The following is a 23492-nucleotide window of genomic DNA, read 5'->3' as shown; positions in this document are numbered from 1 at the left end:
ACACGGAAAGGAGGTGTGTGATGTCGGCGAGGGTGACGGTAGTGGGCGGCGGTGTGATCGCCCTGCTCACGGCAGTCGAATGCGTGCTCGACGGACACAAGGTCACGGTCGTGGACCAAGGCCCCATCCCGCACAGCAGAGCCACCTCTTTCGACCAGCACCGGATCCTGCGGGCCCTGCACCCCGCGGATCCGCAGGCCACGGCGGCCGCGCTGCGCGCGCACCACCGCTGGGTCGAACTGGAAGACCTCTTCCTGACCCGCTTCTACGAGCAGGTCGGCGCCCTCACCGTGCTGCCGCCCGCGGCGGCGGCGGAAGCGGCGGCGATGCTCGGCAACGCCGGAGGCAGCGTCAGGGAACTGACCGCGGCCGGCCTGTCCGACCGCTATCCGCACCTGCACGTGGACGGCGGTCTCGGCGCGGTACTCGAGGACGAGGCGGGGGTCCTGCTCGCCGAACGGGTCCTGGCCGCTTGCGTCGGCTGGCTGAAGTGGCAGTCCGGCATCGAGCTCATCGAGCACCGGGCCGTGACCGCCGTCGACGGCGAGAGCGGCACCGTACGGCTGGTGGACGGACGGGTGCTGCACGGCGACGCGGTCCTGGTCGCGGTGGGCCCCTGGTCCCGCGGGCTGATGCCGGAGAGCATCGCCGAACGGCTGACGCTGTTCCGCCAGTCCCTCCTCTACTGCCGGGTGCCCCGGCACCAGGCCCGGGCCTGGGCGTCCACCCCGGCCATCCCCGCCCTCGGAACCAAGGGGGGAGCCTGGCTGATCCCGCCGGTGGCGGGCACGGCCCTCAAGCTGACCTCGGCCACCGCCTGCCGGGTGGTGGACGAACTCACCGACCACGCCACCGACCCGTACTGGCAGCGCAGGCTGGAGAAGGAGTTCGGGGACCTGCTGCCCGGCTTCGGCCCGGCCTGGGTCACCGCCGCCAAGGACGCCTACTACTCCTCCTTCTCCGAGACCGGCGGGCCGCTGGTGGTCGCCCTCGGCGGCGACGCGTACGCGTACGCGGCCTGCGGTGGCACATCCTTCAAGTTCGCGCCGCTCATCGCGCGGTCGCTGGCGGACCGGCTGACCGGCCGGATCCCGTCACCGATCGGGCTCGGCGCGCTCGACGGGCCGCCGCTCGACGCGCTCGCCCCGCAGCTCGCGGGCCGGTGAGCGGGCGGCCGAGGGTGAAGCCGAAGGCGAAGGAGGAAACGGTGGTCACGACGGACGACGTGCGCAGGCTCGCGCTCGGCCTGCCGAGGACGGAGGAGCACCTGATCCGGGACCGGGTGAAGTTCCGGATCGGGAAGATCGTCTATCTCGCCCTCTCCCGGGACGAGACCGAGCTGGGCTTCGCCTTCCCCAAGGAGGAGCGGGCGGCGCTCGTCGCCGCCGAACCGGCGAAGTTCCTCATGCCCCGTGAGTCCGACCTGCGCTTCAACTGGGTCGAGGCCAGGATGGCGGCCCTGGACCCGGAGGAGCTGACGGAACTGGTCACCGAGGCCTGGCGGATGGTGGTGCCGGCCAAGGTGGCGCGCGCGTACCCGGCCCCGGCCGCACCGCCGCTCCCGCCCGCGCCCACCCTGGCCGAACTGCACGCCTCGGCCGAGGTGTTCAACGGCTTCGCCGGGGTGGACCGGAGCTGGCTGGCGCTGCGCGAGGAGACCGCGCCCGGTCTCGACCTCTCCACCGCCGCCCACCGCACCGCCCTGCACCGCTGGCTGAACTCCTGGGGCTGCCGGATCCGCTACCCGCGGGAGGGGGAGCCCGACCTGTTCGGCGCGGGGCTCGCCGCCTGGTGGGGACGCCACCCCCTGCCGGACGCACCGCTGTCCCGGCTCACCCCCCGCGACATCTCCCGCTTCGCACGGGCCTACGAGGAACTGGCCGCGCTGCCGATCGGCCGCCGCAGCCTCGGCCCGACCGCGGCGGCCAAGGCGCTGTACGCCCTGCGCCCCGACTCGGTCATGCCGTGGGACGCGGCCATCGCCGACCGGCTCTACGGCGTACGGGACGGGGCCGCCTTCGCCCGCCACCTGGAGACCGGCCGGGCCTGGGCACGCGCGGCGCTCGCGGAGGGCGGCGGCGCGGACGAGCGGATCCTGTGCGCCGACCTCGGCCGCCCCGGGATCTCCCTCGCCAAGATCCTCGACGAACACCTCTACCTCACGATCACCCACGCGGCGGCCCGGCAGCGCTCCGACGCCCGAGACGCCTGAGGGGGCGACGTACGACGGCGCCCCGCAGCCGGAGCTGCGGGGCGCCTGCGCACCAAGGGGCCGGGCGGTGCTAGCGGGAGATCCGGGCGAGCGCCTCGGAGCGGGCCACGGGCACCTGCTCCTCCTCCGTCGGGTCGGGCTGGGCCAGCGCGAACGCCCTGGCCATCGGCGTCAGCCCGTACTGCCCCGGCAGATCGGAGTGCTCGACCAGGCCCGCGTCGAGGAGGCGTTCGAGGAGGTCTTCCACCGGCTGGGCGGAGCGCTCGACCAGGACGGCGAGCGCGTCCGTGGACTCGTACACCACGTTGTCCACGGAGGGCGGGTTCTCGGAGCCGGCGAACTGGCGCAGCATCAGGCGGGCCCACGGGGTCAGCAGCCGGTAGGCGCTGTCCAGTCGGCTGCCCAGGCTGTCGTCCCCGACCTGGAGCCGGCCCAGGAAACGGCCGGGTTCCCGCCGTCCGTCGCCGAGCAGCTCGGACACGGAGTCCTGCAGCATCCACTCGGGCCGCGCCGCGATCCGCCGGCCCGCCAGGTTCAGCGCGAGCGGCAGGTCCCCGCACGCGTCGGCGAGCCGCAGGCAGGCGCGCGGCTCGGTGCCGACCCGGTCCCCGCCGATCAGTCCGGCGAGCAGCTCCATGGACTCGTCGCGGTCCAGTGAGGGCAGCCTTATTCGGCCAATTCCGTCGAGGCCCAGGAGCCTTGAGCGGCTGGTGACGAGGATGCGGCTTTCGGGCGCCGCGGTGAGCAGTTCCCGTACCTGCCGCTCGTGCTGCACACCGTCCAGCACCACGAGCAGCCGGCGCCGGTGGAGCAGCGACCGGTACAGGCCGATGCGCTGCCCGGGATCGTTCGGGATGCGGTCGGCGGGGATGCCGAGCGCCTCCAGGAAACCGCCCGCGATTCCCGCCGCGTCCTTGCGTCCGTCGGCGGCCGGGTCCAGGTTCGCGTAGAGCTGTCCGTCCGGCAGGCCGGGCGCCAGTTCGTGGGCGAGCCGCAGGGCGAAGGCCGACTTGCCCGCACCGACCTGACCACTGATCAGCAGCGGCCCCGGCGGGCGCTGTTCGCCGTAGCAGGGGGCCGTCAGGGCGCGGGCCCGCTGGAGCAGTTCGGCCCGTCCCACCAGGGGATGAGGCTCCATCGGCAGCTGGGCGGGCGGCGGCAGGACGGCGCGCACGTCGGCGGCGCGCAACTCGTTCTCCTGGTGCTGCTGCACGGCCTTGGCCGCCGGGCGGGCCGCGCCCTCGTCACCGTCGGCGCGCGCCGCCTCGTGCCAGCGGCGCTCCCAGGTGGCGCGGTCCCCGCCGCAGGCTTCCGCGAAGGCGAGGGCCACCTGAAGGGTCGGGAGGCGGTAGCCGGCGGCCGCGTCGGAGAGCACCGAGGCGGAGAACATGGCCCGTGTGGCCATGTCGCGGTAACCGGGACTGCCGGCCGCGGTCCGCAGCCTGCGCAACTCCCGGGCGAACGCGGTGACTGGTCCGGCATCGGGGGCCAGTGGTCGCTCCAGTCTTCCCACACCTTGCTCCTTTGGCACTCGTTCTGTGTGCTGCCAGCTCCTCCGGCCTGCCCATGAACTGTCTGTGTCGCCCTTCCTGATCTGCTACCGGATGCTTACCGCCTGCTAGGGGGAACCCCTATGATCCGGGTGACATGACCTGGCCAGGGGTCGTGTTCTTGGGGGGTGGATAGCCGATGCCGGGGGCGGATGCGGAATCCGGGGAGAGACGAAGCGCGGTTCCCGTGGGGGGAAGACCGCGTTTCCATGTGCTCGGATCACTTGAGGGGTGGGACGGAGAAGTACGGCTGAGACTGGGGGGAGCGATTCAGGAACGGGTCCTGTGCATGCTCCTTCTGGAGGCCGGGCGGGTGGTGCCCGTTGCCCGGCTGGTCGAGGCCACCTGGGAGAAGGACCCGCCGGTGACCGCGGCGCACCAGGTCCGCAAGGCAGTCGCCGATCTGCGGCGGCGCATACCGGCCGGCAACGAGGTCATCGCGACCGACGGGCCCGGATACCGCGTGGTGGTGACGGACGACCAGGTTGACCTCCTGGAGTTCGACGCACTGACCAGGGCGGCGGGCCAGGCCGTACGGGAAGGCCGGCAGTCCGAGGCCGCCGAGACCCTGCGGGCCGCCCTCGCGCTGTGGCGGGGCTCGGTGCTGTCCGGCGCGGGCGGGCCGGTGATCGAGGCCGCGGCGACCGCGCTGGAAGAGCGCCGGCTGGCCGCGGCCGAGCAGCGCTTCGAGCTGTGCCTGGCCCTGGGCGAGAGCGGCGAGCTCATCTCCGCGCTACGCGCGCTGATCACCCAGCATCCGCTGCGGGAGACGCTGCGCGGCCAGCTGATGCTCGCCCTGTACCGCTCGGGCCGGCAGGCCGAGGCGCTCAAGGAGTACGGGGAGGTCCGCGAGCTCCTCGTCGACGAGCTCGGGATCGATCCGGGACCGCGGCTGGCCCGGCTGTACGAGGCGATCCTGCGGGACAGCCCCGAGCTGGCCGCGCCCGAGCGCCCGCAGCCCGTACCCGTGGCCGTGGCGCCCGTACCGGCCGCGGCCGTGCGTCCGGAACCGGCCGAGCAGCCGGCCCCCGTACCGCCGGCGCCCGAGCCGGCCGGTCCCGTGGGGACGGCTGCCGAGCCCGCGGCGGCCGGGGCGCCGGCGCCCGCCGCCGGGGAGCCGGGGGCGCAGGCGGGGACGGCCGTACCGGCGGACGCCCCGTGCACCCTGCCGTACGACCTGCCCGACTTCACCGGCCGCGCCAAGGAGCTGGCCGAGCTCTTCGACTACGTGCAGGACGAGGGCCGGGGCGCCGAGCGGTACTCCCGGATCGTGGCCATCGACGGCATGGGCGGCATGGGCAAGACCACCCTGGCCGTACGCGCCGCACACCGTCTGGCCGGGGGCTATCCCGACGGGCAGCTCCACATCGACCTGCACGGATTCACCCCGGGCGGCCTGCCGGTGTCACCGGCCAGCGCCCTCGACAGCCTGCTGCGGACCGTCGGTACGCCGGGCGACCGGATCCCCGAGGACCTGGAGGGCCGCACGGCCCTGTGGCGCTCGAAGCTGGACGGCCGGCGGATGCTCCTGCTGTTCGACAACGCCGTCGACGCCGCGCAGATCCGGCCGCTGCTGCCGGCCTCGCCCGGCTGTCTGGTCCTGATCACCAGCCGGGGCCGGCTGCTGGACCTCGACGGCGTCGAGTGGGTGTCGATCGGGATGATGGAGCCCGAGGACAGCACCAGCCTGATGACCGAGACGCTCGGCACCACCCGGGTGGCCGCCGAGCCGGAGGCCTCCGCCGAACTGGCCGAGCTGTGCGGCCACCTGCCGCTGGCCCTGCGGATCGCGACCGCCCGGCTGCGCAACAGGCCGCGCTGGACGGTGCGTTACCTGGTCGAGCGGCTGCGCGACGAGAAACGCCGGATGGACGAGCTGAGTTCGGGCGAGCGCAGCGTCGCGGCGACCCTGCGCCTGTCGTACCTGGCGATGGACGAGGAGTACCGCACGGCGTTCCGCATCCTGAGCCTGTACCCGTGTGCGGGAACCGACGTGTACTCGGCGGCGGCCCTGCTGGGCACGGCCGTCCGGGACGCCGAGGACGCGCTGGAGTTCCTGCTCGACGTCCACCTCGTGCAGCAGCCCGACATCGGTCTCTACACCTTCCACGACCTGGTGCGCAGCTTCGCGCAGAGCCTGCGGGGACCGGCGACGGCGGAGGACGACGCGGCGGCCGTCGAGCGGCTGCTCGGCTACTACCTGACGACCTCCAACGCGGCGTGCGAGGTGCTGTTCCCGGGCCGCGAGCGCCGGCCCACCGGCATCCCGCCCTACCAGGGCGAACGGCCGGCGTTCACGCTGGCCGAACAGGCGGTGAGCTGGTTCGACCGGGAGCAGGCCGGGCTGCTGGCGGCCGTGTCCCTCGCCGAGCGGTCCGGCCACGACCGGTACGCCGCCTGCCTGAGCCGCAACGTCGGCTTCCACCTGCACGCGCGCGGTCAGCTCGACGAGTTCTGGAGCGTCGGGCACCTCGCGGTCGCCGCCGCCCGCCGGGTCGACGACCCGGCGCTCCTCGGGATCAGCCTGGCCAATCTGGGCGCGGCCTGCTGGAAGCTCGGCCGCTTCGAGGAAGGGCTGGAGGTGGCCAGGGAAGCGCGCGACACCGCGGTACGCGCCGGGGACCGGCACACCGAGGCGCACAGCGAATCGACCATCGGGCTGCTGCTGTCGATGCTCGGGAGGTACGGGGAGGCGCTGCCCCTTCTGGAGCGCTCTCTCGGCATGTCCAGGGAGCTGGGCAATCCGCGCGCGGAGGCCGAGAACCTGACCACCCTCAGCACGCTGTACGAGCGGTGGGGCCGCTACCCGGAAGCGGCCCAGGCCGCCCGCCGGGCGATCGGGATCGGCCGCGACCTCGGCTACCGCAGCAACGAGATCGTGGCCCTGGCCGATCTGGCCTTCGCCCAGGTGGGCCTCGGCGACTACACGGACGCGCACGAGACCCTCAAGCGCGCCCGCGACCTGTGCGACGAGACGAGGTCGCCGGGTGACGTGGCCCTGGTGCTCGCGGTGTCCGCCCAGGTGGCGCAGGAGCGGGGGGACGGCACGCAGGCCCGTTCGTTCGCCGAGCGGGCCCTGCTCCTCGGCCGTACGAGCGGCGCCCCGATCCGGCTCGCCAAGGTCGAGAACGTCATCGGGCGGCTCCACATGACGTGGGGGGAGTACGAGGAGGCGCAGGGCCTGCACGCCCACGCCCACAAGATCGCGGCCCCGATGAGCTTCCGGGCCGAGGAGGCGTCCGCGCTGGTGGGCCTCGCCCGTGCGGCGGAGGCGCTCGGCGAGTCGCAGGCGGCGGCCGGACACCGGGCGGCCGCCGAGGGGTTATTCGAGTTCATGGGGCTGCCGGAGCACCGCCGGACGTACTGAGCCCGCACACGGATGTGCCCCGCACCGGAATCCGGTGCGGGGCACATCCGCGTGGTGCGCGGGGAAGCGGCCTGTTCAGCGGGTGGTGGGGCCCGGGGAGGGGGCGCCCGGCCCCTTGTCGTCGGCGAGGACCTCGTACCCGGAGGGCTGACCGGTGTCCGCGGACTGGACCGTCACACCGACGCCGATCACGAGGGTCGCCGCGAAGATCCCGATCAGTCCGGCCAGCTTGCTGCGCATGTGTTGAACCCCCAGGTTGTGTACCGGCGCGGCTCCCGTGTGGTGCGGTGGCCGCTCTCGACAAGACACAGACTGGCCGAGGCCCTTACCGGTCCGTTCCCCTCTCGATCCCGTTCGCGGCCGCCGCGCGGGAACGGCCGTTACCGGCCTGTTCCCGGTCCGGCTCGGTGGCCGCCGCGATCCGCGATCCCCGCGCGCTGACCAGCACGTCCGTCCGCGTGGTGCCCGATTCGTAGCCGGCCAGATCCAGCAGGGCCCGTACCGTCGCGCGGATCCCGGCCTGCTCCGTCTCGTGCAGCGGTACGGCGTTCCCCTCGGGGGTGATGTCGGCGACGAGGTGCATTCCGTCGACCGTCAGGGTCTCCACCCGGAACTTGGCTCCCGTCAAGAGCTCTTCGACGAGATAGGGGGCCGAATGCCGGGAGGTGACGGCCTGTTCGGCCCACCGGTCGAGAGCGGGCCGGTCGTGCACCGGCACGGTCCACCAACAGCCAGCCTTGTCGGCCGACTTGATCACCACCGGCAGCGGGAAGTCCTCCGCCAGCGAGCGCGCCTCGGCGACGGACCTCGCCTCCTCGGCGCGTACGGCCGAGGTCCGGCTCTCGTTGAGGATGCGCCGGATCGTCACCACGTCGGGCAGCCGCCCCGAGGGGGTCTCCCGGCACAAGGAGAGTTCCTGCAGCACCTGCCCGGCGGCGGCCGCCGCGCCGCTGCCGAGACCCTTCTCGAGATCGCTCGCGAGGTACAGGACGTGCCCGATGCCGTGCTCGACGACCGTGTCCGTCAACAGGGCGCGCAGTGCGGCCGTGTCGTCGAAGTCCACCCGGAGGAGTCGCTGCGGGGGCAGCTCTGCGGGAAGCCGTGCCCGGTGCGGACACGGGCCGGTGTCCGTCACCACCCAGACGTCCAGGCCCGCCACGACAGCGGCGCTTACGAGCCCTGGTCCGGGCCTGACGAGCACGACCTGTTCCGCGGACTGGTTGATGATCACAGAATTCTCCTCCATCGTGTCCCACGATGCTGGCGCCGGGCGTTCCCGGTCGGTTCCCGCCGTGTTCCCGGCCGCCGGCCGCCGTATCGCCGCCTTGTCGCCGCCCTGGCGCCGCCGTATCGCCGCAGGTCCCCCGGATGGCCCCGTCACAGGGCCGCCCGGCGTACCGTGTCCGACAGTGGGGGAAGGCACCGAGCCCAGGGGGCACCACACGCCGGAGGCGTACAGACATGGGACTCTTCGACTTCCTGAAGTCCGAAAAGCAGAAGGAACACGAGGCCGCCGAGAAGGCGAAGGGGCAGGTGGAGCAGCAGCCGGCCGCGCGGGCGACACCTCCCGCGAGCTCGGCCGCCGACGCCGCCGCGGCCACCAGGGCCACCGCCGAGCGGATGGCGGCCGCCGCACCGCCCAAGCCCAAGCCCAGGCCTCCCGCCCCCGCGACCCCGAGCCCCACGTCCGCCGCGCACAAGGCCGTGCCGGCCCCTCCCAGGCCCGCCGCGATGCCGAAGCCCGGTCCCCCGCCCGCCGCGCCGGCGGGCGCCGCGCACACCCCCTCCCCCACGTCGGCCGCGCACAAGGCCGTGCCCGCGGCCCCGATGCCCAAGCCGGGGGCGGCCGCGAAGAAGCGCACGTACACGGTCCGGACCGGCGACTCGCTCCCCGCGATCGCCCGCCGCGAGCTGGGCAACGAGGCCCGCTGGCGCGAGCTCTACGCCATGAACAAGGGCGTCGTCGGCGCCAACCCCGACCTGATCCGCCCGGGCATGGTCCTCACCCTCCCCGGCTGAGTCCCGCGGGCGCATGCCGAAGGGGCCCGGATCCGATCGGATCCGGGCCCCTTCCGCGTGGCCGAGCGTTCAGCGCTGCTGGTCGTCCGCAGCCGAACCGGACTCGTGTTCCTTGGCCGCGAGCTCGTCGTCGAAGCTCGCCGGAGCGGCGTCCTGCGTCGACAGCTCCGTGGCGGCCGGCGGCTCGACGAGCCAGTCCGGGTTCGACTGCTGGTCCCACCACTTCCACGCGGCGAAGGCGGCGCCGGCCACCAGGCCGACCACGACGGCACCCTTGAGCAGGCCCTTGCAGCGCGCCCGCCGCTCATGGCGCCGCACCAGCTTCTGCACTTCCTTGGCGGTCACCTGGCCGCGCAGCGCCGCGAACGCCGCCGCCGACCGCGAGGCGGCCTCCTCGGCCACCGGCGTGGCGGCCGCGATCGCGCTCTCGAGCCGCGGCTGGGTGTAGTCGGCGGCCTGTCGCGCCGCGACGCGGGTCTGGTGCACCGCCTTCGTCGCCGCCCGGTCCACGTTCGGCGGCACGTGCGCGCGCGCCGCCTTGAGCCGGGGATGCAGATGGCTGTCGTAGGTCGTACGCGCCTGCCGGGCGGCCGCGTCGGCCGCGTACGACATCTTGGGCGCGAGCAGTTCGTTGGCTTCTTGGGCGTAGTGCACCGCGGCGTCCCTGGCGGATTCCGCGTACGGTGCCACCACTTCCGCCGCGTGCAGGAAACTCTCCCTGGCGCTCTCGGCTGCCAGGCGCACGCTGTCCTTGCGGGTCACGGGATCCTCCTCCTCGGTGGCGGACACAGTTCACCTTTCCACCCTTTGTCGGATCATGCCTCTCCTATCGCCGACAGGCATGCGTGACAGGGCATACGGGTGGACGATTTCAGTGCTGCGGAGCGCTCCGTGCGACCATCTGGACCGACAGTGATGACTATGGAAGGCAGATCCGTGGCCGAGAAGCTCTACGCCACCCTGAAGACGACCCACGGCGACATCGAGATCGAGCTGCTGGAGAACTTCGCCCCGAAGACCGTCCGGAACTTCGTGGAGCTCGCCACCGGCGCCCGGGAGTGGACCCGTCCCACCGACGGTCAGAAGACCACGGACCCGCTGTACGACGGCACCGTCTTCCACCGCGTCATCAGCGGCTTCATGATCCAGGGCGGCGACCCGCTCGGCAACGGCACCGGCGGCCCCGGCTACCAGTTCGCCGACGAGTTCCACCCCGACCTGGCCTTCACCAAGCCGTACCTGCTCGCCATGGCCAACGCGGGCCCGGGCACCAACGGCTCGCAGTTCTTCATCACCGTGGCGCCCACCGCCTGGCTGACGCGCAAGCACACCATCTTCGGCGAGGTCGGCGACCCGGCCAGCCAGAAGGTCGTCGACGCCATCGCCGGCAGCGCCACGAACCCGCGCACCGAGCGCCCCCTGGACGACGTGATCATCCAGTCCGTGGTCGTCGAGAAGCGCTGACGGCCCCCGGGAACCTTTCCGCCCCGCCCGTCCGTCCTGCATGCGTATGAAGTGATGGGGCATACCGGACCGGCGGGGCGCGCCCCTGCCTCGCCGCTGATCGAGGGAACCGATGGACACCGACCGTCTGCCGGGCTGCTACCGCCACCCGGACCGCGACACGGGGATCAGCTGCACCCGGTGCGAGCGCCCCATCTGCCCCGATTGCATGATCAGCGCATCGGTCGGCTTCCAGTGCCCCGAGTGCGTCCGCGAGGGTTCCGGCACCGGGCACCGGCCGGCCGCGAACGCGCCGCGCACCATCGCGGGCGGGGTGGTCGCCTCCGACCCCCACCTCGTCACCAAGATCCTCATCGGGATCAACGTGCTGCTGTTCCTGGTGGTGCTCTTCGACCCGGCGCTCGTGCTCCGGCTGGAGCTGATCGGAGGCCAGTACCGGGAGTACCCCGGCGGCCCGATCCACGGCGTCGCGTCGGGCGAGTACTACCGGCTGCTGACGTCGGTGTTCCTGCACGTTCAGTGGTGGCACATCATCGGCAACATGATCGCCCTGTGGGTGATCGGCGGCCCGCTGGAGGCGGCACTGGGCCGGGTCCGATATCTCGCGGTCTTCCTGCTCTCGGGCCTGGGCGGCAGCGCGCTCGTCTATCTGCTGAGCGAGCCGTACGTGCAGACCCTCGGCGCTTCGGGCGCCGTCTTCGGCCTGCTCGGCGCCACCGTCGTGCTGGCGAAGCGGCTGCGGTACGAGATGCGGCCGGTGATCGTCATGGTCGTGCTGATGCTGGTGTTGACCTTCGTACCGCTCGGCGGTGCGCTCAGCGTGTCCTGGCAGGCCCATGTGGGCGGCCTGGTCACCGGTGCGCTGGTGGGCGTGGGCATGCTCATGCCCACCACGGGCAGGATGCGCGCACTCGTTCAGTGGGGCACCTGCGCGGTGGCGTTCCTGCTGGTCGCGGCGGTGATCGTGGCCCGCACGGCGGAACTCACCTGATCACACCGGCGTCAACTCTCCACAGAGTTATCCACAGATCTTCTGTCTTTTCCTCAGGTGTGGATGACGCTGTGGATAACTCATGGGGAGAGCTTCCGTCAGCGGTCGAGAGGTGCTACTTCCACTGCGTGGACACGCCGAATCCTGCGGCGATGAAGCCGAAACCGACCACGATGTTCCAATTGCCCAGTGCCTCGATCGGCAGCTGGGTCTCGGTCACGTAGAAGACGACGATCCACGCGAGTCCGATCAGGAAGAACGCCAGCATGACCGGGGCGACCCAGCTGCGGTTCGTCAGCCGGATGCTCTGCGGCTGCCGCGTGGGCGGCGGCGTGTAGTCGTCCTTCTTGCGGATACGTGACTTCGGCACGAGGGGCTCTCCTGTCGATGCGCTGGGGACCTTGCCTGCCCCGGGCGTCCGTTAGCGTAGTGGACCTGTGGCGTTGAAGGAGAAGGGTACGTTGAGCAATTCCGACGACTCCTCCGTGGGTCCCCGTCGCCGGGCCAGGCCGGTCCGGCTGCTGACGGCCGCCGTCTTCGCCCTGGCCGGGCTTCTCTTCGTCACCAGTTTCAACACCTCCAAGGGTACGAACATCCGGACGGACGCGTCGCTCCTCAAGCTGTCGGACCTCATCAAGGAGCGCAGCCAGGACAACGCGGAGCTGGAGCAGAGCACCGGCGTGGCCCGCCGGCGGGTGGACGCCCTCGCGGACCGCGACGACGGCAGCACCAAGGCCGAGGACGCGAAGCTGGCCGCCCTGCGCGCGGCCTCGGGCACCGAGGAGCTGTCCGGCAAGGGGCTGACGGTCACCCTCAACGACGCCCCGCCGAACGCCACCGCCCGCATCCCCAACGTGCCCGAGCCGCAGCCCAACGACCTGGTGATCCACCAGCAGGACCTGCAGGCCGTGGTGAACGCCCTCTGGCAGGGTGGCGCCCAGGGCATCCAGGTCATGGACCAGCGGCTCATCTCCACCAGCGCGGTGCGCTGCGTGGGCAACACCCTGATCCTCCAGGGCCGCGTCTACTCGCCCCCGTACAAGATCTCGGCGGTCGGCGACCCGAGCGCGCTGAAGAAGGCCCTGGCCGCCTCGCCGGCCCTGCAGAACTACCAGCTGTACGTGAACGCGTACGGGCTCGGCTGGAAAGTGGACGAGCACAAGGCGCTGACACTGCCCGGCTACTCCGGCACAGTGGACCTCCACTATGCGAAGCCGGTGGCGCCCACCCCGTGAGCGGGTCCGTTCCGACGTCGTACTGCGCCTGGTGGTACGGACGTTCAGCGAGGTGTGCCTGACGGCGGGCACGCTGATCGTGCTCTTCGTCGCGTACGTCCTCCTGTGGACCGGGGTGAAGGCCGACCGGGCCATGGACGGGGAGAGGGCCGGGCTGCGCGATCGCTGGGCGGCGGCGGCCCCGGCGGCCGCGCCGCAGCCCGCACCGTCCGAGACGGCGGCGGACCCCGCCAAACCGGCCGAGCCCGCCGAACCGCCCCCCTACCCCGCCGGCCGGGCCTTCGCCGAGATGTACGTCCCGCGCTTCGGCCCGGACTGGGTCAAGCCCGTCCTGGAGGGCACGGACACCGAGCTGCTGAAGAGGGGCCTCGGCCACTACGCCGGCACCGCCCGCCTCGGCGCCACCGGGAACTTCTCGGTGGCCGGGCACCGGCGCACCTACGGCGATCCCTTCAAGGACTTCCCGGAGCTGCGCACGGGGGACGAGGTGATCCTCAAGGACGAGAGCACCTGGTACACGTACACCGTGCGGGGCGGGCCCCTGCGCACGCTGCCGACCCAGGTCGGGGTGGTCGCCCCGGTCCCGGAGAGGTCGCCGTTCACCACGCCCGGCCGCTACCTGACCCTGACGACCTGCGATCCGGAGTGGGGCCACAGTCACCGGCTGGTCGTCTGGGCGGAGCTGACCGGCACCCGCGCCGTGGGGCAGGGCCGGCCGGAGGGTTTGTCCGGGTGACCCACCCCGTCGGGCCGCTGCCTTTAGTCTGTTCGCGTACCGCCCCCGCGGTGCGTTGAACGAATGTGGACGAAAAGGAAACAGGCGGCATGTACGGCTGGATCTGGCGGCACCTGCCGGGCAACGCGTGGGTCCGCGCGCTGATCTCACTCGTACTGGTCCTCGCGGTGGTCTTCGTGCTGTTCCAGTACGTCTTCCCCTGGGCCGAGCCGCTCCTGCCGTTCAACGATGTGACGGTGGACGAGGGATCGGGAGCCACTCCGTGAGCGCGCGCATTCTGGTTGTCGACAACTACGACAGCTTTGTCTTCAACCTGGTCCAGTACCTCTACCAGCTCGGCGCCGAATGCGAGGTGCTGCGCAACGACGAGGTCGAGCTCGCCCACGCGCAGGACGGTTTCGACGGAGTCCTGCTGTCCCCCGGGCCGGGCACGCCCGAGGAGGCGGGCGTCTGCATCGACATGGTCCGGCACTGCGCGAAGACGGCCGTTCCCGTCTTCGGCGTGTGCCTCGGCATGCAGTCGATGGCGGTCGCCTACGGCGGTGTCGTGGGCCGGGCGCCCGAGCTGCTGCACGGCAAGACCTCACCCGTGATCCACGAGGGGCTGGGCGTCTTCGAGGGACTGCCCTCGCCGTTCACCGCGACCCGCTACCACTCCCTCGCCGCCGAGCCCGGCACCCTGCCCGACGCGCTGGAGGTCACGGCGCGCACCGAGGACGGGATCATCATGGGCCTGCGCCACCGTGAGCACGACGTCGAGGGCGTGCAGTTCCACCCCGAGTCCGTGCTGACCGAGTGGGGTCACCGGATGCTCGCGAACTGGCTGGTGCGCTGCGGTGACGCGGGTGCCGTGGAGCGCTCGGTGGGGCTGGCCCCGGTGGTGGGCAAGGCCGTCGCGTGACGACGGTCGCGCCGTCCGCGCCCACGGAGGGCCGGGCCGCGCGACGCAGGGCAGCTCAGGAGGCCGCGAAACGGGCCGCCAGACACACCCGGAGGCGGGGCGGACGGCGGCGCAGGCGGCCGGCTTCGGGCGGCCCGGTGGTCATCGCGAGCCGGCTGGGCGGAGAGCTGTTCATCACGGTGGGGCTGGTGATGCTGCTGTTCGTCGCCTATCAGCTCTGGTACACGAACGTCGTGGCGGAGCGGGCGGCGAACGGGGCCGCCGGCTCGCTGCGCCAGACCTGGGAGCACCCGCCCGGCGGTGACGGGGCCGCGGCGCCGCCGGTGACGGCCTTCGAGCCCGGCCAGGGCTTCGCCATCCTCCACATCCCGAAGCTCGACGTGAAGGTCCCGGTGGCGGAGGGCATCAGCAAGCCCAAGGTGCTGGACCGGGGCATGGTCGGGCACTACGGCGAGGGCGCGCTGAAGACGGCGATGCCCTCGGACGAGCAGGGCAACTTCGCGTTGGCCGGCCACCGCAACACCCACGGCGAGCCCTTCCGCTACATCAACCGGCTGGTGCCCGGGGATCCCGTCGTGGTCGAGACCCGGGACGCGTACTACACGTACGAGATGACCTCGTCGCTCGCGCAGACCCCGCCGACGAACGTGGCGGTGATCAAGCCCGTGCCGGAGGGATCGGGATTCACATCCGAGGGCCGGTACATCACGCTGACCACCTGCACCCCCGAGTTCACCAGCACCTACCGGATGATCGTATGGGGCAGGATGACCGAGGAACGGCCCCGCAGCCAGGGCCCGCCGCCCGCGCTGACCAGTTAAGGACGAAACAAGCAGTGTCTCGAGCCCGCCGCCGCGCCGCGGCCCCGCCCGCCGGCAACCGCAGTGTGCTCGCCGGGTTCCTGAGCCTGCTGGGCGAGGTCCTGATCACGGTCGGCCTGGTGCTGGGCCTGTTCGTGGCCTACTCGCTGTGGTGGACGAACGTGCTCGCGGACCGGCAGGCCTCCGCGAAGGGCGACGAGGTCCGCCAGCAGTGGCAGACACCGGACGGGCCCGCGGAGCCCGGGGCGCTGGACACCGGGGACGGCGTCGGCTTCCTGCACGTACCGGCGATGAAGAACGGCGAGGTGCTCGTCAAGCCGGGAACGGCGCCGGACATCCTCGACGACGGCGTGGCCGGGTACTACACGGAGCCGGTGAAGTCGGCGCTGCCGTGGGACGAGAACGGGAACTTCTCGCTCGCCGCGCACCGCGACGGGCACGGGGCGAAGTTCCACAACATCGACAAGGTGCGCAACGGCGACGCGATCGTCTTCGAGACCCGGGACACCTGGTACGTCTACAAGGTCTTCGCGGAGCTGCGCCAGACGTCGAAGTACAACACCGACGTGATCAACCCGGTCCCGAAGGAGTCGGGGAAGACCGCCCCGGGCCGGTACATCACCCTCACCACCTGCACGCCGGTCTACACCTCGAAGTACCGGTACATCGTGTGGGGCGAGCTGGTCCGCACGGAGAAGGTCGACGCGAAGCGGACGCTGCCGGCGGAGCTGCGCTGAGGAAGGCTCCTGCGGGCTCCTGTGGCGCCTCCTGAGCCCCACGGGGCCTCCGGGGTCACCCGGGACCCGCACGGCCCCGGGCGGGGCGCAGGCGGCCGCGCAGCGGCGGGTACGGAAGGCGGGTCCGGGCGGCGGTCCGCGCGGCGGGTACGAAAAAGGTCCGGCCCTCCTCCCCTTCGACGGGGGAGGAGGGCCGGACCCTTCGTACCGGGCTTCCGCGCTACCTGCGGCCGTTGCCGCCGGTCAGGCCGGAGATGATGCCGCCGCCGTCCTGCTGGCCCTGGGTGGTGGCGATGTTGACGGGCTGGCCCGAGGTGAGCGGGGTGCCGGGCGGCGGGTTGGTGCCCACCACGAGCGCGGTGTCGTCCGACGGACCGCCGACGATGCCGACCCTCAGATTGGCGCGCTGGAGATCGTCCTTGTACTGGCCCAGCGTCCGGCCGGTGAAGTTCGGCACCACGGCCGCCGTCGAGGCCTTGACGATGGTGATGTTCACCGTCTTGCCCACCTCGAGCTGCTGCCCCGCCGCGAACTGCTGGAAGACGACCGTTCCCGGAGCGGCTCCGGGCTGCTCGTTCTCCGTCACGCTGCCGAGCTTGAGCTTGACGTCCTTGAGCGCCTTCTCCGCGTCGTCCCTGGTCTTGCCCTTGAGGTCGGGGACCACGGCCTTGGCCAGCTCCTTGGAGACCGTCAGCTTGATGACGGAGTTCTTCTCCGCCTCGCCGCCCTTCGGGTCCTGCTCCAGCACGATCCCGGGGGTCTGGTCGGACTCCTCGGTCTTGCGCTCGACCTGGAAGCCCCGGTCCTTCAGGGTCTTCTCGGCCTCCTCGTACGTGAGCCGCAGCACGTTGGGGACCTGCACCTTGGGCGCGCCCGAGGAGACGGTCACCGTGACCGTGGAACCGTCCTTGACCTTGGTGCCGTCCGCCGGGTCCTGCTTGCAGACGTTGCCCTTGGGCTGGTCGTCGCATGGCGCGTCGCCGCCCTTGACCACACTCAGGCCGACGTTGGTGCCGCTCCGCTGCGCCTGTTCGAAGGTCTGGCCGATGAGCTTGGGCACGGCGGGCCGGTTGTCGGCCGTCTCGCTGAAGAGGGAGCGGCCGATGAGGATCGCGCCGACGAGGACGAGGACGCCGGCCAGCACGAGCAGGACCGTGGAGGCCTTGCTCTTCTTCTGCTGGCGGCGGTTCGGGCCCTGGTCGTAGCCGCCGTGGCCCTGGTCGCCGTAGCCGTAGCCGCCGTCGCCCGGGGGCATCGGCGCCATCATCGCGGTCTGGCCGCCTTCGGTGGCGCGCAGCGCGGTGGTGGGCTGGTCGTAGCCGGGCTGCCCGTATCCGTGGCCCTGGTCGGGGTAGCCGTAGCCGGCCGCGCCCATGGAGGCGGTGGCGGCGACGGGCTGCCCGTCGAGGCAGGCCTCGATGTCGGCGCGCATCTCGTCGGCCGACTGGTAGCGGTAATCGGGGTCCTTGACCAGGGCCTTGAGGACGATGGCGTCCATCTCGGGCGTGATCTCGGGGTCGAAGTTCGACGGAGGCTGCGGCTCTTCCCGTACGTGCTGGTAGGCGACGGCCACGGGGGAGTCGCCGACGAACGGGGGCCGCACGCTGAGCAGCTCGTAGAGCAGGCAGCCCGCGGAGTAGAGGTCGGAGCGCGCGTCGACCTGCTCGCCCTTGGCCTGCTCCGGGGAGAGGTACTGGGCGGTGCCGATGACGGCGGCCGTCTGCGTCATGGTCATGCCGGAGTCGCCCATGGCGCGGGCGATGCCGAAGTCCATGACCTTGACCTGGCCCGTGCGCGTCAGCATCACGTTCGCGGGCTTGATGTCGCGGTGCACGATGCCGGCCCGGTGCGAGTACTCCAGGGCCTGGAGGATGCCGATGCACATCTCCAGGGTGCGCTCGGGCAGCAGCTTGCGGCCCGAGTGCAGCAGCTCGCGCAGGGTGGAGCCGTCGACGTACTCCATCACGATGTACGGGATGGAGATGTTGTCGACGTAGTCCTCGCCGGTGTCGTAGACGGCGACGATCGCGGGATGGTTCAGCGACGCGGCCGACTGGGCCTCGCGCCGGAACCGGGCCTGGAAGGACGGGTCACGGGCGAGGTCGGCACGCAGGGTCTTGACGGCGACGGTACGGCCGAGCCGGGTGTCGTGGGCGAGGTAGACCTCGGCCATGCCACCACGGCCGAGCACGTGGCTCAGCTCGTACCGGCCGCCGAGGCGACGCGGCTCTTCCATAACGTTGCAGCCCTCTCCGTCAGTCCCGACCGCACCTGTGTGTGGTCCGGCGGTGTGCTGTTCGCGCAAAGGCTACCGGCCGATCGTCCGTGATCGGTTCGTGGCCACAGGCTGATACTGGACCGGTACCGTACGCTCGGATCCGGGCGGATTTCAGTGAGGTGCGTCACTCCGCTCCGGCCCGTCATTGCTTGGTCACTTCTGGCTGTTGAGCACTGCCTTCATGACCGCCTGGGCGACGGGGGCGGCGAGACCGCCACCGCTGATGTCGTCGCGGGCGGTGCCCTCGCTGTCCTCGATGACGACGGCGACGGCGACGGGCGAGGTGCCGTCCGCTGCCTCGGCGTAGGAGATGAACCAGGCGTAGGGGCGCTTCTTGTTGCCCTCGCCGTGCTGCGCCGTACCGGTCTTGCCGCCGACCTTCACGTCCTTGATCTTGGCGTTGGTGCCGGTGCCCTTCTCGACGACGTTGACCATCATCTCCTGGACCTTCTGCGCGTTGGCGGGGGAGAGCGGCCGGCTCATCTCCTGCGGCTCGTGCTTCTCGATGACGTCCAGGTTGGGGGCCGTGAGCATGTCGACCATGTACGGCTTCATCAGCTTGCCGTCGTTGGCGATCGCGGCGGTGACCATGGCCATCTGCAGCGGGGTGGCCGCGGTGTTGAACTGGCCGATGGCGCTCTGGGCGTTGCCGTCCTTGCCCATCTTCTTGTCGTAGATGCTGGCGAAGGCGCGGACCGGAATGTCGATCTTGTCGTTGTTGAAGCCGAACTTCTCCGCGGTCTCCACCATCTTGTCGCGGGTGACCTTGTCGCCCATGTTCGCGAAGACGGAGTTGCAGGAGATGCGCAGGGCCTCGTTGAGGCTGGCCTTCTCACAACCGGTGTGGGAGTTGGGCAGCTTGGTCTGGGTGCCGGGCAGGATGTACGGCTCGGGGGTGTCCGTCGGGTCGTCGATGTTCTTGACGACGCCGTGCTCCAGGGCCGCGGCCGCGGTGACCACCTTGAAGGTGGAGCCCGGCGGATAGGTCTCGCGCAGGGCGCGGTTGACGAGCTTCTTGTCCTCGCTGTCCTTCAGCTCGACCCAGGCCTTCTCGTCGGCCTTGGAGTTGCCCGCGAAGCTGGAGGGGTCGTACGAGGGGGTGGAGACCAGGGCGAGGATGGCGCCGGTGCGCGGGTCGATGGCGGCGACCGCGCCCTTCTTCTCGCCGAGCTCCTTGAAGGCGGCGCGCTGCGCGTCGGGGTTGAGCGTGGTGACGACGTTGCCGCCCTGCTTCTTCTCCCCGGTGAACATGCCGATGGTGCGGTCGAAGAACAGCCGGTCGTCGTTGCCGGTGAGGATGCCGTCCTCGAGCGATTCGAGCTGGGTGGAGCCGAAGGCCTGCGAGGCGTACCCGGTGACGGGCGACCACAGTGCGCCGTCCTTGTAGGTGCGCTTGAACTTGTAGTCGCTGCCGTCGGTCTCCGCGGAGCCGGTGATCGGCTCGCCGCCCCTCACGATGATGTTGCCGCGCTCCGTCGCGTACTGGGCGATCTGGACCCGGCGGTTCTCCTTGCGCGTGCTGAGTTCCTCGGCCTGGACGTACTGCAGCCAGTTCGTACGGATCAGCAGGGCGAGGACGAGCAGCCCGCAGAACAGCGAGATGCGGCGCAGGGGCTTGTTCATGACGGGCGGACCACCTGGGTCATCTCGGAGTCGGGGGACGGGGCGGGGGCCGGTGCGGGGCGGCGTGCGGTGTCGCTGATCCGGATGAGGACGGCGATGAGGATCCAGTTGGCCAGGACGGAGGAACCGCCGGACGCGAGGAAGGGCATCGTCATGCCGGTGAGGGGGATGAGGCCCATGACTCCGCCGGCGACCACGAAGATCTGGAGCGCGAAGGCGCCGGAGAGGCCGATGGCGAAGAGCTTGCCGAAGGGGTCGCGGGCGGCGAGGGCGGTGCGGACGCCCCGCTCGATGATCAGGCCGTAGATCAGGAGGAAGGCCATCACACCGGCGAGCCCGAGCTCTTCGCCGACGGTGGAGAAGATGAAGTCCGAGTTGGCGGCGAAGCCGATGAGGTCGGAGTTGCCCTGGCCCCATCCGGTGCCGAGGACCCCGCCCGAGCCGAAGCTCATGATCGACTGGCCGACCTGCTCGCAGGCGCCGGAGGTGGAGTAGCAGGCGAAGGGGTCGAGCCAGGCGGTGACGCGGGCCTTGACGTGGCTGGCGGTGGCCCCGACGACGGTGGCGCCGCCGACCGACATCAGCAGGCCGATGACGATCCAGCTGGTGCGCTCGGTGGCCACGTACAGCATGATCACGAACATGCCGAAGAAGAGCAGCGAGGTGCCGAGGTCGTTCTCGAAGACGAGGACGAGCAGGCTCATCGCCCAGATCATCAGGATCGGGCCGAGGTCGCGGCCGCGCGGCAGGTAGAGGCCCATGAAGCGGCGGCTGGCCAGCGCGAGCGCGTCGCGCTTCACCATGAGATAGCCGGCGAAGAAGATCGCGATGACGATCTTCGCGAACTCGCCGGGCTGGATGGAGAAGCCGCCGACGCTGATCCAGATCTTGGCGCCGAAGACGTCGGCGCCGAGGCCCGGGATGACCGGCAGGATCAGCAGGACCAGGGCGCCGGCCATGGAGATGTACGTGAACCGCTGCAGGACGCGGTGGTCCTTGAGGATCAGCAGCACGGCGGCGAACAGGGCGATGGCCACCGCCGTGTACATCATCTGGCGGGGAGCCGACGGGGAGAACGTGCCGAAGGACCGCTTCGCCAGGTTCTGCAGCCGCTCGGACTGGTCCAGGCGCCAGATCAGGACGAGGCCCAGCCCGTTGAGGAGCGTGGCCAGCGGCAGCAGCAGCGGGTCGGCGTACTTGGCGTACCGGCGCACCACGAGGTGCGCGATCCCGGCGAGGCAGCCGAGGCCGAGCCCGTAGAGCACCATGCCGGGCGGCAGGCTGCCGTTGATCGCGAGACCCACGTTGGCGTAGGCGAACATCGGGATGACCACGGCGAAGACGAGCAGCAGGAGCTCGGTGTTCCGCCGGCTCGGCAGCTCGATGGCCCCGATGGTGGTCGTGTTGGTGACAACGCTCATGGTGTGGCAGGCCCCCTGCGCCCGCGTGTGACTGCTACTTCTCGCACAGGCCGACCAGCTGCTGCTCCTCGGCAGTCAGGCTGGGACCGGTTGCCGGAGGGTTCTGCGCCTCGGCGTTGCGGCGCTCTTCGTCCTTCTTGCAGGCGGCGGCCTGGACGCCGAGGTCGTCGAGCTTCCTCTTGGCGACGTCGAGGTTGCCCTCGCTGATGGTGGCCTCGACCAGCTTGCGCTTGAAGGGCGGCAGGTACTTCAGTTCGATGTCGGGGCGGTCGGTCTCCACCTTGGAGAGCTCCAGCGGGCCGAGCTTCGGGCTGATGCCGCGGAAGAGCGCGACGTGCTCGCCCTTCTTGCCGACGTAGAACTGGGTCTGGGTCCAGCGCCAGCCGGCGTACAGGCCGCCGCCGATGACGCCGACGACGATGAGCAGGGTCAGCGTACGGGTGGTCCACTTGCGCCCTTTGCCGCGGCGCCTGCGGGGGTGGTCGTACGTGTCCTCGTAGCCGGAGTCGGCGTCGTAGCCGTCGGCTTCGCCGAAGCTGCCGTAACCGCCGCCGCCCTGGCCCTGCTCGGAGTACCCGTAGCCGGGGGCGTCGCCGCTGCCGGGGGGGCCGAAGGCACCGGCGGGCGGCGGGGCCTGGCGGCCGAGGCCCGAGGCCCGGCCGGCCGGCGTCTGCATGGCGTTGCCGCCGTCGAAGAGCTGGTGCTGGTTCTCGGCGACCGCGCCGACGACCACAGGGGTGTCGCTGACCTGGGCGGCGAGGGTGTCGCCGCTGTCCGTGTCGAGGACGTCCGCGACGATGCAGGTGATGTTGTCGGGTCCGCCGCCGCGCAGCGCCAGCTGGATCAGCGACTGCACGGTCTCGCGGGGGCCGTGGTAGTCGGCGAGGGTCTCTTCCAGGGTCTGGTGCGAGACGACGCCGGAGAGCCCGTCGGAGCAGATCAGGTAGCGGTCGCCGGCCCGGACCTCACGGATGGAGAGGTCGGGTTCGACGATGTCGCCGCTGCCCAGCGCGCGCATCAGCAGGGAGCGCTGCGGGTGGGTGGTGGCTTCCTCTTCCGTGATGCGGCCCTCGTCGACGAGGCGCTGCACCCAGGTGTGGTCCTGGGTGATCTGGGTGAGGACGCCGTCGCGGAGCAGGTAGGCGCGGGAGTCGCCGACGTGGACGAGGCCGAGGCGCTGACCGGTCCACAGCAGGGCGGTCAGGGTGGTCCCCATGCCTTCGAGCTGGGGGTCCTCCTCGACCATGACGCGCAGCTGGTCGTTGGCCCGCTGCACGGCGGTGGCGAGGGAGGTGAGGATGTCGGAGCCCGGGACGTCGTCGTCGAGCTGCACGAGGGTGGAGATCACCTCGGAGCTCGCGACCTCGCCGGCGGCCTGGCCTCCCATGCCGTCGGCGATCGCGAGGAGACGGGGGCCGGCGTAGCCGGAGTCCTCGTTCCCCTCGCGGATCATGCCCTTGTGTGATCCGGCGGCGAACCGCAGGGACAGACTCATGCGCACCTCGCCGGTCGGCTCCGGGTACAACCGGTCTCGAGCCACACTGCCCACCCTCCGGTCGGGAGCGCGCGCGTGTCCGTGTCCTCGGTGGGACGGATCGCCGTCGCGCGCTCGCTCCGCTCGCTCATTCTCGTACTACTTCCGCAGCTCGATGACGGTCTTGCCGATGCGGATCGGTGCGCCCGGCGGAATGGGCGTCGGGGTGGTCAGCCGGGTCCGGTCGAGATACGTGCCGTTGGTGGACCCGAGATCCTCGACGATCCACTGGCCGTCACGGTCGGGATAGATCCTGGCATGGCGGCTGGACGCGTAGTCGTCGTCCAGCACGATCGTGGAGTCGTGGGCGCGGCCCAGCGTGATCGTCTGGCCTGCGAGGGCCACCGTGGTGCCCGTGAGGGTGCCCTCGGAGACGACGAGCTTGGTGGGCGCACCGCGGCGCTGGCGCTGCTGCGGAGGCGCGGCCTGGCGGCCCGCCTGCTGCGGGGCGCTCGTGGCGCCACCGCGGCGGGAGCCGCGCTGGGTCACTCTCGTCCCGAAGAGATCGCTGCGGATGACCTGGACGGCCACGATGACGAACAGCCACAGAACGGCTAGGAAACCCAACCGCATGACCGTCAGGGTCAGCTCTGACATTGCCCC

Annotated in this window: 21 protein-coding genes and 1 pseudogene; 12 read left to right on the top strand and 10 right to left on the bottom strand. The window is 71.4% G+C overall.

Translation table 11 applies throughout. The annotated features are described in order from the left end of the window. Positions 1-20: 20 nt before the first annotated feature. Both ACFYZ4_RS24485 and ACFYZ4_RS24480 read left to right on the top strand, forming a co-directional pair. Positions 21-1166, top strand: coding sequence for an FAD-dependent oxidoreductase (locus ACFYZ4_RS24485; protein ID WP_351293344.1), 1146 nt, complete (start codon positions 21-23; stop codon positions 1164-1166). Between the two features lie 41 nt (positions 1167-1207). Further along, complete coding sequence (locus ACFYZ4_RS24480) at positions 1208-2212, top strand: MmcQ/YjbR family DNA-binding protein (RefSeq protein WP_390784815.1); 1005 nt, start codon at positions 1208-1210, stop codon at positions 2210-2212. Between the two features lie 70 nt (positions 2213-2282). On the opposite strand, the gene ACFYZ4_RS24475 is transcribed toward ACFYZ4_RS24480, so the two are convergent. Beyond that, a complete protein-coding gene (locus ACFYZ4_RS24475) occupies positions 2283-3725 on the bottom strand; it encodes an NB-ARC domain-containing protein (protein ID WP_351588871.1) in 1443 nt (480 codons plus the stop codon). Between the two features lie 326 nt (positions 3726-4051). Here ACFYZ4_RS24475 and ACFYZ4_RS24470 point away from each other — a divergent pair, with 326 nt between their 5' ends. Beyond that, a complete protein-coding gene (locus ACFYZ4_RS24470; protein WP_390784814.1) occupies positions 4052-7129 on the top strand; it encodes a BTAD domain-containing putative transcriptional regulator in 3078 nt (1025 codons plus the stop codon). Between the two features lie 75 nt (positions 7130-7204). Here ACFYZ4_RS24470 and ACFYZ4_RS24465 read toward each other — a convergent pair whose 3' ends face one another. Next, positions 7205-7369 carry a hypothetical protein gene (locus ACFYZ4_RS24465; protein ID WP_351293356.1) on the bottom strand — a complete coding sequence of 55 codons (165 nt, stop codon included), beginning with the start codon at positions 7367-7369 and terminating at the stop codon, positions 7205-7207. Between the two features lie 85 nt (positions 7370-7454). After that, positions 7455-8375, bottom strand: coding sequence for a hypothetical protein (locus tag ACFYZ4_RS24460; RefSeq protein ID WP_390784813.1), 921 nt, complete (start codon positions 8373-8375; stop codon positions 7455-7457). A 215-nt stretch (positions 8376-8590) separates the two neighbouring features. Between ACFYZ4_RS24460 and ACFYZ4_RS24455 the strand changes: the two genes are divergently transcribed. Next, positions 8591-9148, top strand: a complete 558-nt coding sequence (locus ACFYZ4_RS24455) for a LysM domain-containing protein (RefSeq protein WP_351293362.1) — start codon at positions 8591-8593, stop codon at positions 9146-9148. Between the two features lie 69 nt (positions 9149-9217). Here the strand turns inward: ACFYZ4_RS24455 and ACFYZ4_RS24450 are convergent, their stop codons facing one another. Continuing rightward, positions 9218-9910 carry a DUF5324 family protein gene (locus tag ACFYZ4_RS24450; RefSeq protein ID WP_390784812.1) on the bottom strand — a complete coding sequence of 231 codons (693 nt, stop codon included), beginning with the start codon at positions 9908-9910 and terminating at the stop codon, positions 9218-9220. Positions 9911-10084: 174 nt separating this feature from the next. Between ACFYZ4_RS24450 and ACFYZ4_RS24445 the strand changes: the two genes are divergently transcribed. Beyond that, a complete protein-coding gene (locus tag ACFYZ4_RS24445) occupies positions 10085-10612 on the top strand; it encodes a peptidylprolyl isomerase (protein ID WP_351297041.1) in 528 nt (175 codons plus the stop codon). A 112-nt stretch (positions 10613-10724) separates the two neighbouring features. Next, entirely contained in the window at positions 10725-11603 is an 879-nt protein-coding gene (locus tag ACFYZ4_RS24440; RefSeq protein ID WP_351297030.1) for a rhomboid family intramembrane serine protease, read from the top strand. Between the two features lie 115 nt (positions 11604-11718). Here the strand turns inward: ACFYZ4_RS24440 and crgA are convergent, their stop codons facing one another. Next, a complete protein-coding gene (gene crgA / locus ACFYZ4_RS24435) occupies positions 11719-11973 on the bottom strand; it encodes a cell division protein CrgA (RefSeq protein ID WP_030383881.1) in 255 nt (84 codons plus the stop codon). Positions 11974-12064: 91 nt separating this feature from the next. On the opposite strand from crgA, the gene ACFYZ4_RS24430 reads away from it, so the two are divergent. The 6 genes and pseudogenes from ACFYZ4_RS24430 (at position 12065) to ACFYZ4_RS24405 (ending at position 16033) form a co-directional block, all read left to right on the top strand. Beyond that, positions 12065-12838, top strand: coding sequence for a DUF881 domain-containing protein (locus ACFYZ4_RS24430; RefSeq protein ID WP_351297027.1), 774 nt, complete (start codon positions 12065-12067; stop codon positions 12836-12838). After that, entirely contained in the window at positions 12810-13574 is a 765-nt protein-coding gene (locus ACFYZ4_RS24425; protein ID WP_390784811.1) for a class E sortase, read from the top strand. The genes ACFYZ4_RS24430 and ACFYZ4_RS24425 overlap by 29 nt, the downstream gene beginning before the upstream one ends. Positions 13575-13663: 89 nt before the next feature. After that, complete coding sequence (locus ACFYZ4_RS24420; RefSeq protein ID WP_030011120.1) at positions 13664-13840, top strand: hypothetical protein; 177 nt, start codon at positions 13664-13666, stop codon at positions 13838-13840. Beyond that, a complete protein-coding gene (locus ACFYZ4_RS24415) occupies positions 13837-14475 on the top strand; it encodes an aminodeoxychorismate/anthranilate synthase component II (RefSeq protein WP_351297020.1) in 639 nt (212 codons plus the stop codon). The genes ACFYZ4_RS24420 and ACFYZ4_RS24415 overlap by 4 nt, the downstream gene beginning before the upstream one ends. Positions 14476-14618: 143 nt before the next feature. Continuing rightward, positions 14619-15296: pseudogene (locus ACFYZ4_RS24410) on the top strand (class E sortase); the annotation flags it as partial. 14 nt (positions 15297-15310) lie between these two features. Then, the gene (locus ACFYZ4_RS24405) at positions 15311-16033 is read left to right on the top strand and encodes a class E sortase (RefSeq protein WP_390784810.1); all 723 of its coding nucleotides are present in this window, start codon (positions 15311-15313) and stop codon (positions 16031-16033) included. A gap of 220 nt (positions 16034-16253) precedes the next feature. Here the strand turns inward: ACFYZ4_RS24405 and pknB are convergent, their stop codons facing one another. The 5 genes from pknB to ACFYZ4_RS24380 form a co-directional block, all read right to left on the bottom strand. Continuing rightward, positions 16254-18269: a Stk1 family PASTA domain-containing Ser/Thr kinase gene (gene pknB / locus ACFYZ4_RS24400; RefSeq protein ID WP_390784809.1), complete on the bottom strand. Its 2016-nt coding sequence runs from the start codon at positions 18267-18269 to the stop codon at positions 16254-16256. A gap of 195 nt (positions 18270-18464) precedes the next feature. Beyond that, positions 18465-19934, bottom strand: coding sequence for a penicillin-binding transpeptidase domain-containing protein (locus ACFYZ4_RS24395; RefSeq protein ID WP_351297012.1), 1470 nt, complete (start codon positions 19932-19934; stop codon positions 18465-18467). Beyond that, the gene (locus ACFYZ4_RS24390) at positions 19931-21355 is read right to left on the bottom strand and encodes an FtsW/RodA/SpoVE family cell cycle protein (protein ID WP_030707604.1); all 1425 of its coding nucleotides are present in this window, start codon (positions 21353-21355) and stop codon (positions 19931-19933) included. The genes ACFYZ4_RS24395 and ACFYZ4_RS24390 overlap by 4 nt, the downstream gene beginning before the upstream one ends. 34 nt (positions 21356-21389) lie before the next feature. Next, the gene (locus ACFYZ4_RS24385) at positions 21390-22850 is read right to left on the bottom strand and encodes a PP2C family serine/threonine-protein phosphatase (protein ID WP_351297009.1); all 1461 of its coding nucleotides are present in this window, start codon (positions 22848-22850) and stop codon (positions 21390-21392) included. 138 nt (positions 22851-22988) lie between these two features. Then, positions 22989-23486, bottom strand: a complete 498-nt coding sequence (locus tag ACFYZ4_RS24380) for an FHA domain-containing protein (RefSeq protein WP_215014477.1) — start codon at positions 23484-23486, stop codon at positions 22989-22991. Between the last annotated feature and the right edge of the window lie 6 nt (positions 23487-23492).

Origin of the sequence: Streptomyces sp. NPDC001513 (genome assembly GCF_042894695.1) — a bacterium.
Classification (GTDB): Bacteria; Actinomycetota; Actinomycetes; order Streptomycetales; family Streptomycetaceae; genus Streptomyces.
This window is presented reverse-complemented; position numbering and strand designations above follow the sequence as displayed.

Coding starts and splice junctions, on each gene's coding strand:
- ACFYZ4_RS24380 (WP_215014477.1), bottom strand. CDS start 23,486: ATGTCAGAGCTGACCCTGACGGTCATGCGGTTGGGTTTCCTAGCCGTT.
- ACFYZ4_RS24465 (WP_351293356.1), bottom strand. CDS start 7,369: ATGCGCAGCAAGCTGGCCGGACTGATCGGGATCTTCGCGGCGACCCTC.
- ACFYZ4_RS24470 (WP_390784814.1), top strand. CDS start 4,052: ATGCTCCTTCTGGAGGCCGGGCGGGTGGTGCCCGTTGCCCGGCTGGTC.
- ACFYZ4_RS24440 (WP_351297030.1), top strand. CDS start 10,725: ATGGACACCGACCGTCTGCCGGGCTGCTACCGCCACCCGGACCGCGAC.
- ACFYZ4_RS24385 (WP_351297009.1), bottom strand. CDS start 22,850: ATGAGTCTGTCCCTGCGGTTCGCCGCCGGATCACACAAGGGCATGATC.
- ACFYZ4_RS24460 (WP_390784813.1), bottom strand. CDS start 8,375: ATGGAGGAGAATTCTGTGATCATCAACCAGTCCGCGGAACAGGTCGTG.
- ACFYZ4_RS24455 (WP_351293362.1), top strand. CDS start 8,591: ATGGGACTCTTCGACTTCCTGAAGTCCGAAAAGCAGAAGGAACACGAG.
- pknB (WP_390784809.1), bottom strand. CDS start 18,269: ATGGAAGAGCCGCGTCGCCTCGGCGGCCGGTACGAGCTGAGCCACGTG.
- ACFYZ4_RS24420 (WP_030011120.1), top strand. CDS start 13,664: ATGTACGGCTGGATCTGGCGGCACCTGCCGGGCAACGCGTGGGTCCGC.
- ACFYZ4_RS24485 (WP_351293344.1), top strand. CDS start 21: ATGTCGGCGAGGGTGACGGTAGTGGGCGGCGGTGTGATCGCCCTGCTC.
- ACFYZ4_RS24425 (WP_390784811.1), top strand. CDS start 12,810: ATGCGAAGCCGGTGGCGCCCACCCCGTGAGCGGGTCCGTTCCGACGTC.
- ACFYZ4_RS24390 (WP_030707604.1), bottom strand. CDS start 21,355: ATGAGCGTTGTCACCAACACGACCACCATCGGGGCCATCGAGCTGCCG.
- ACFYZ4_RS24395 (WP_351297012.1), bottom strand. CDS start 19,934: ATGAACAAGCCCCTGCGCCGCATCTCGCTGTTCTGCGGGCTGCTCGTC.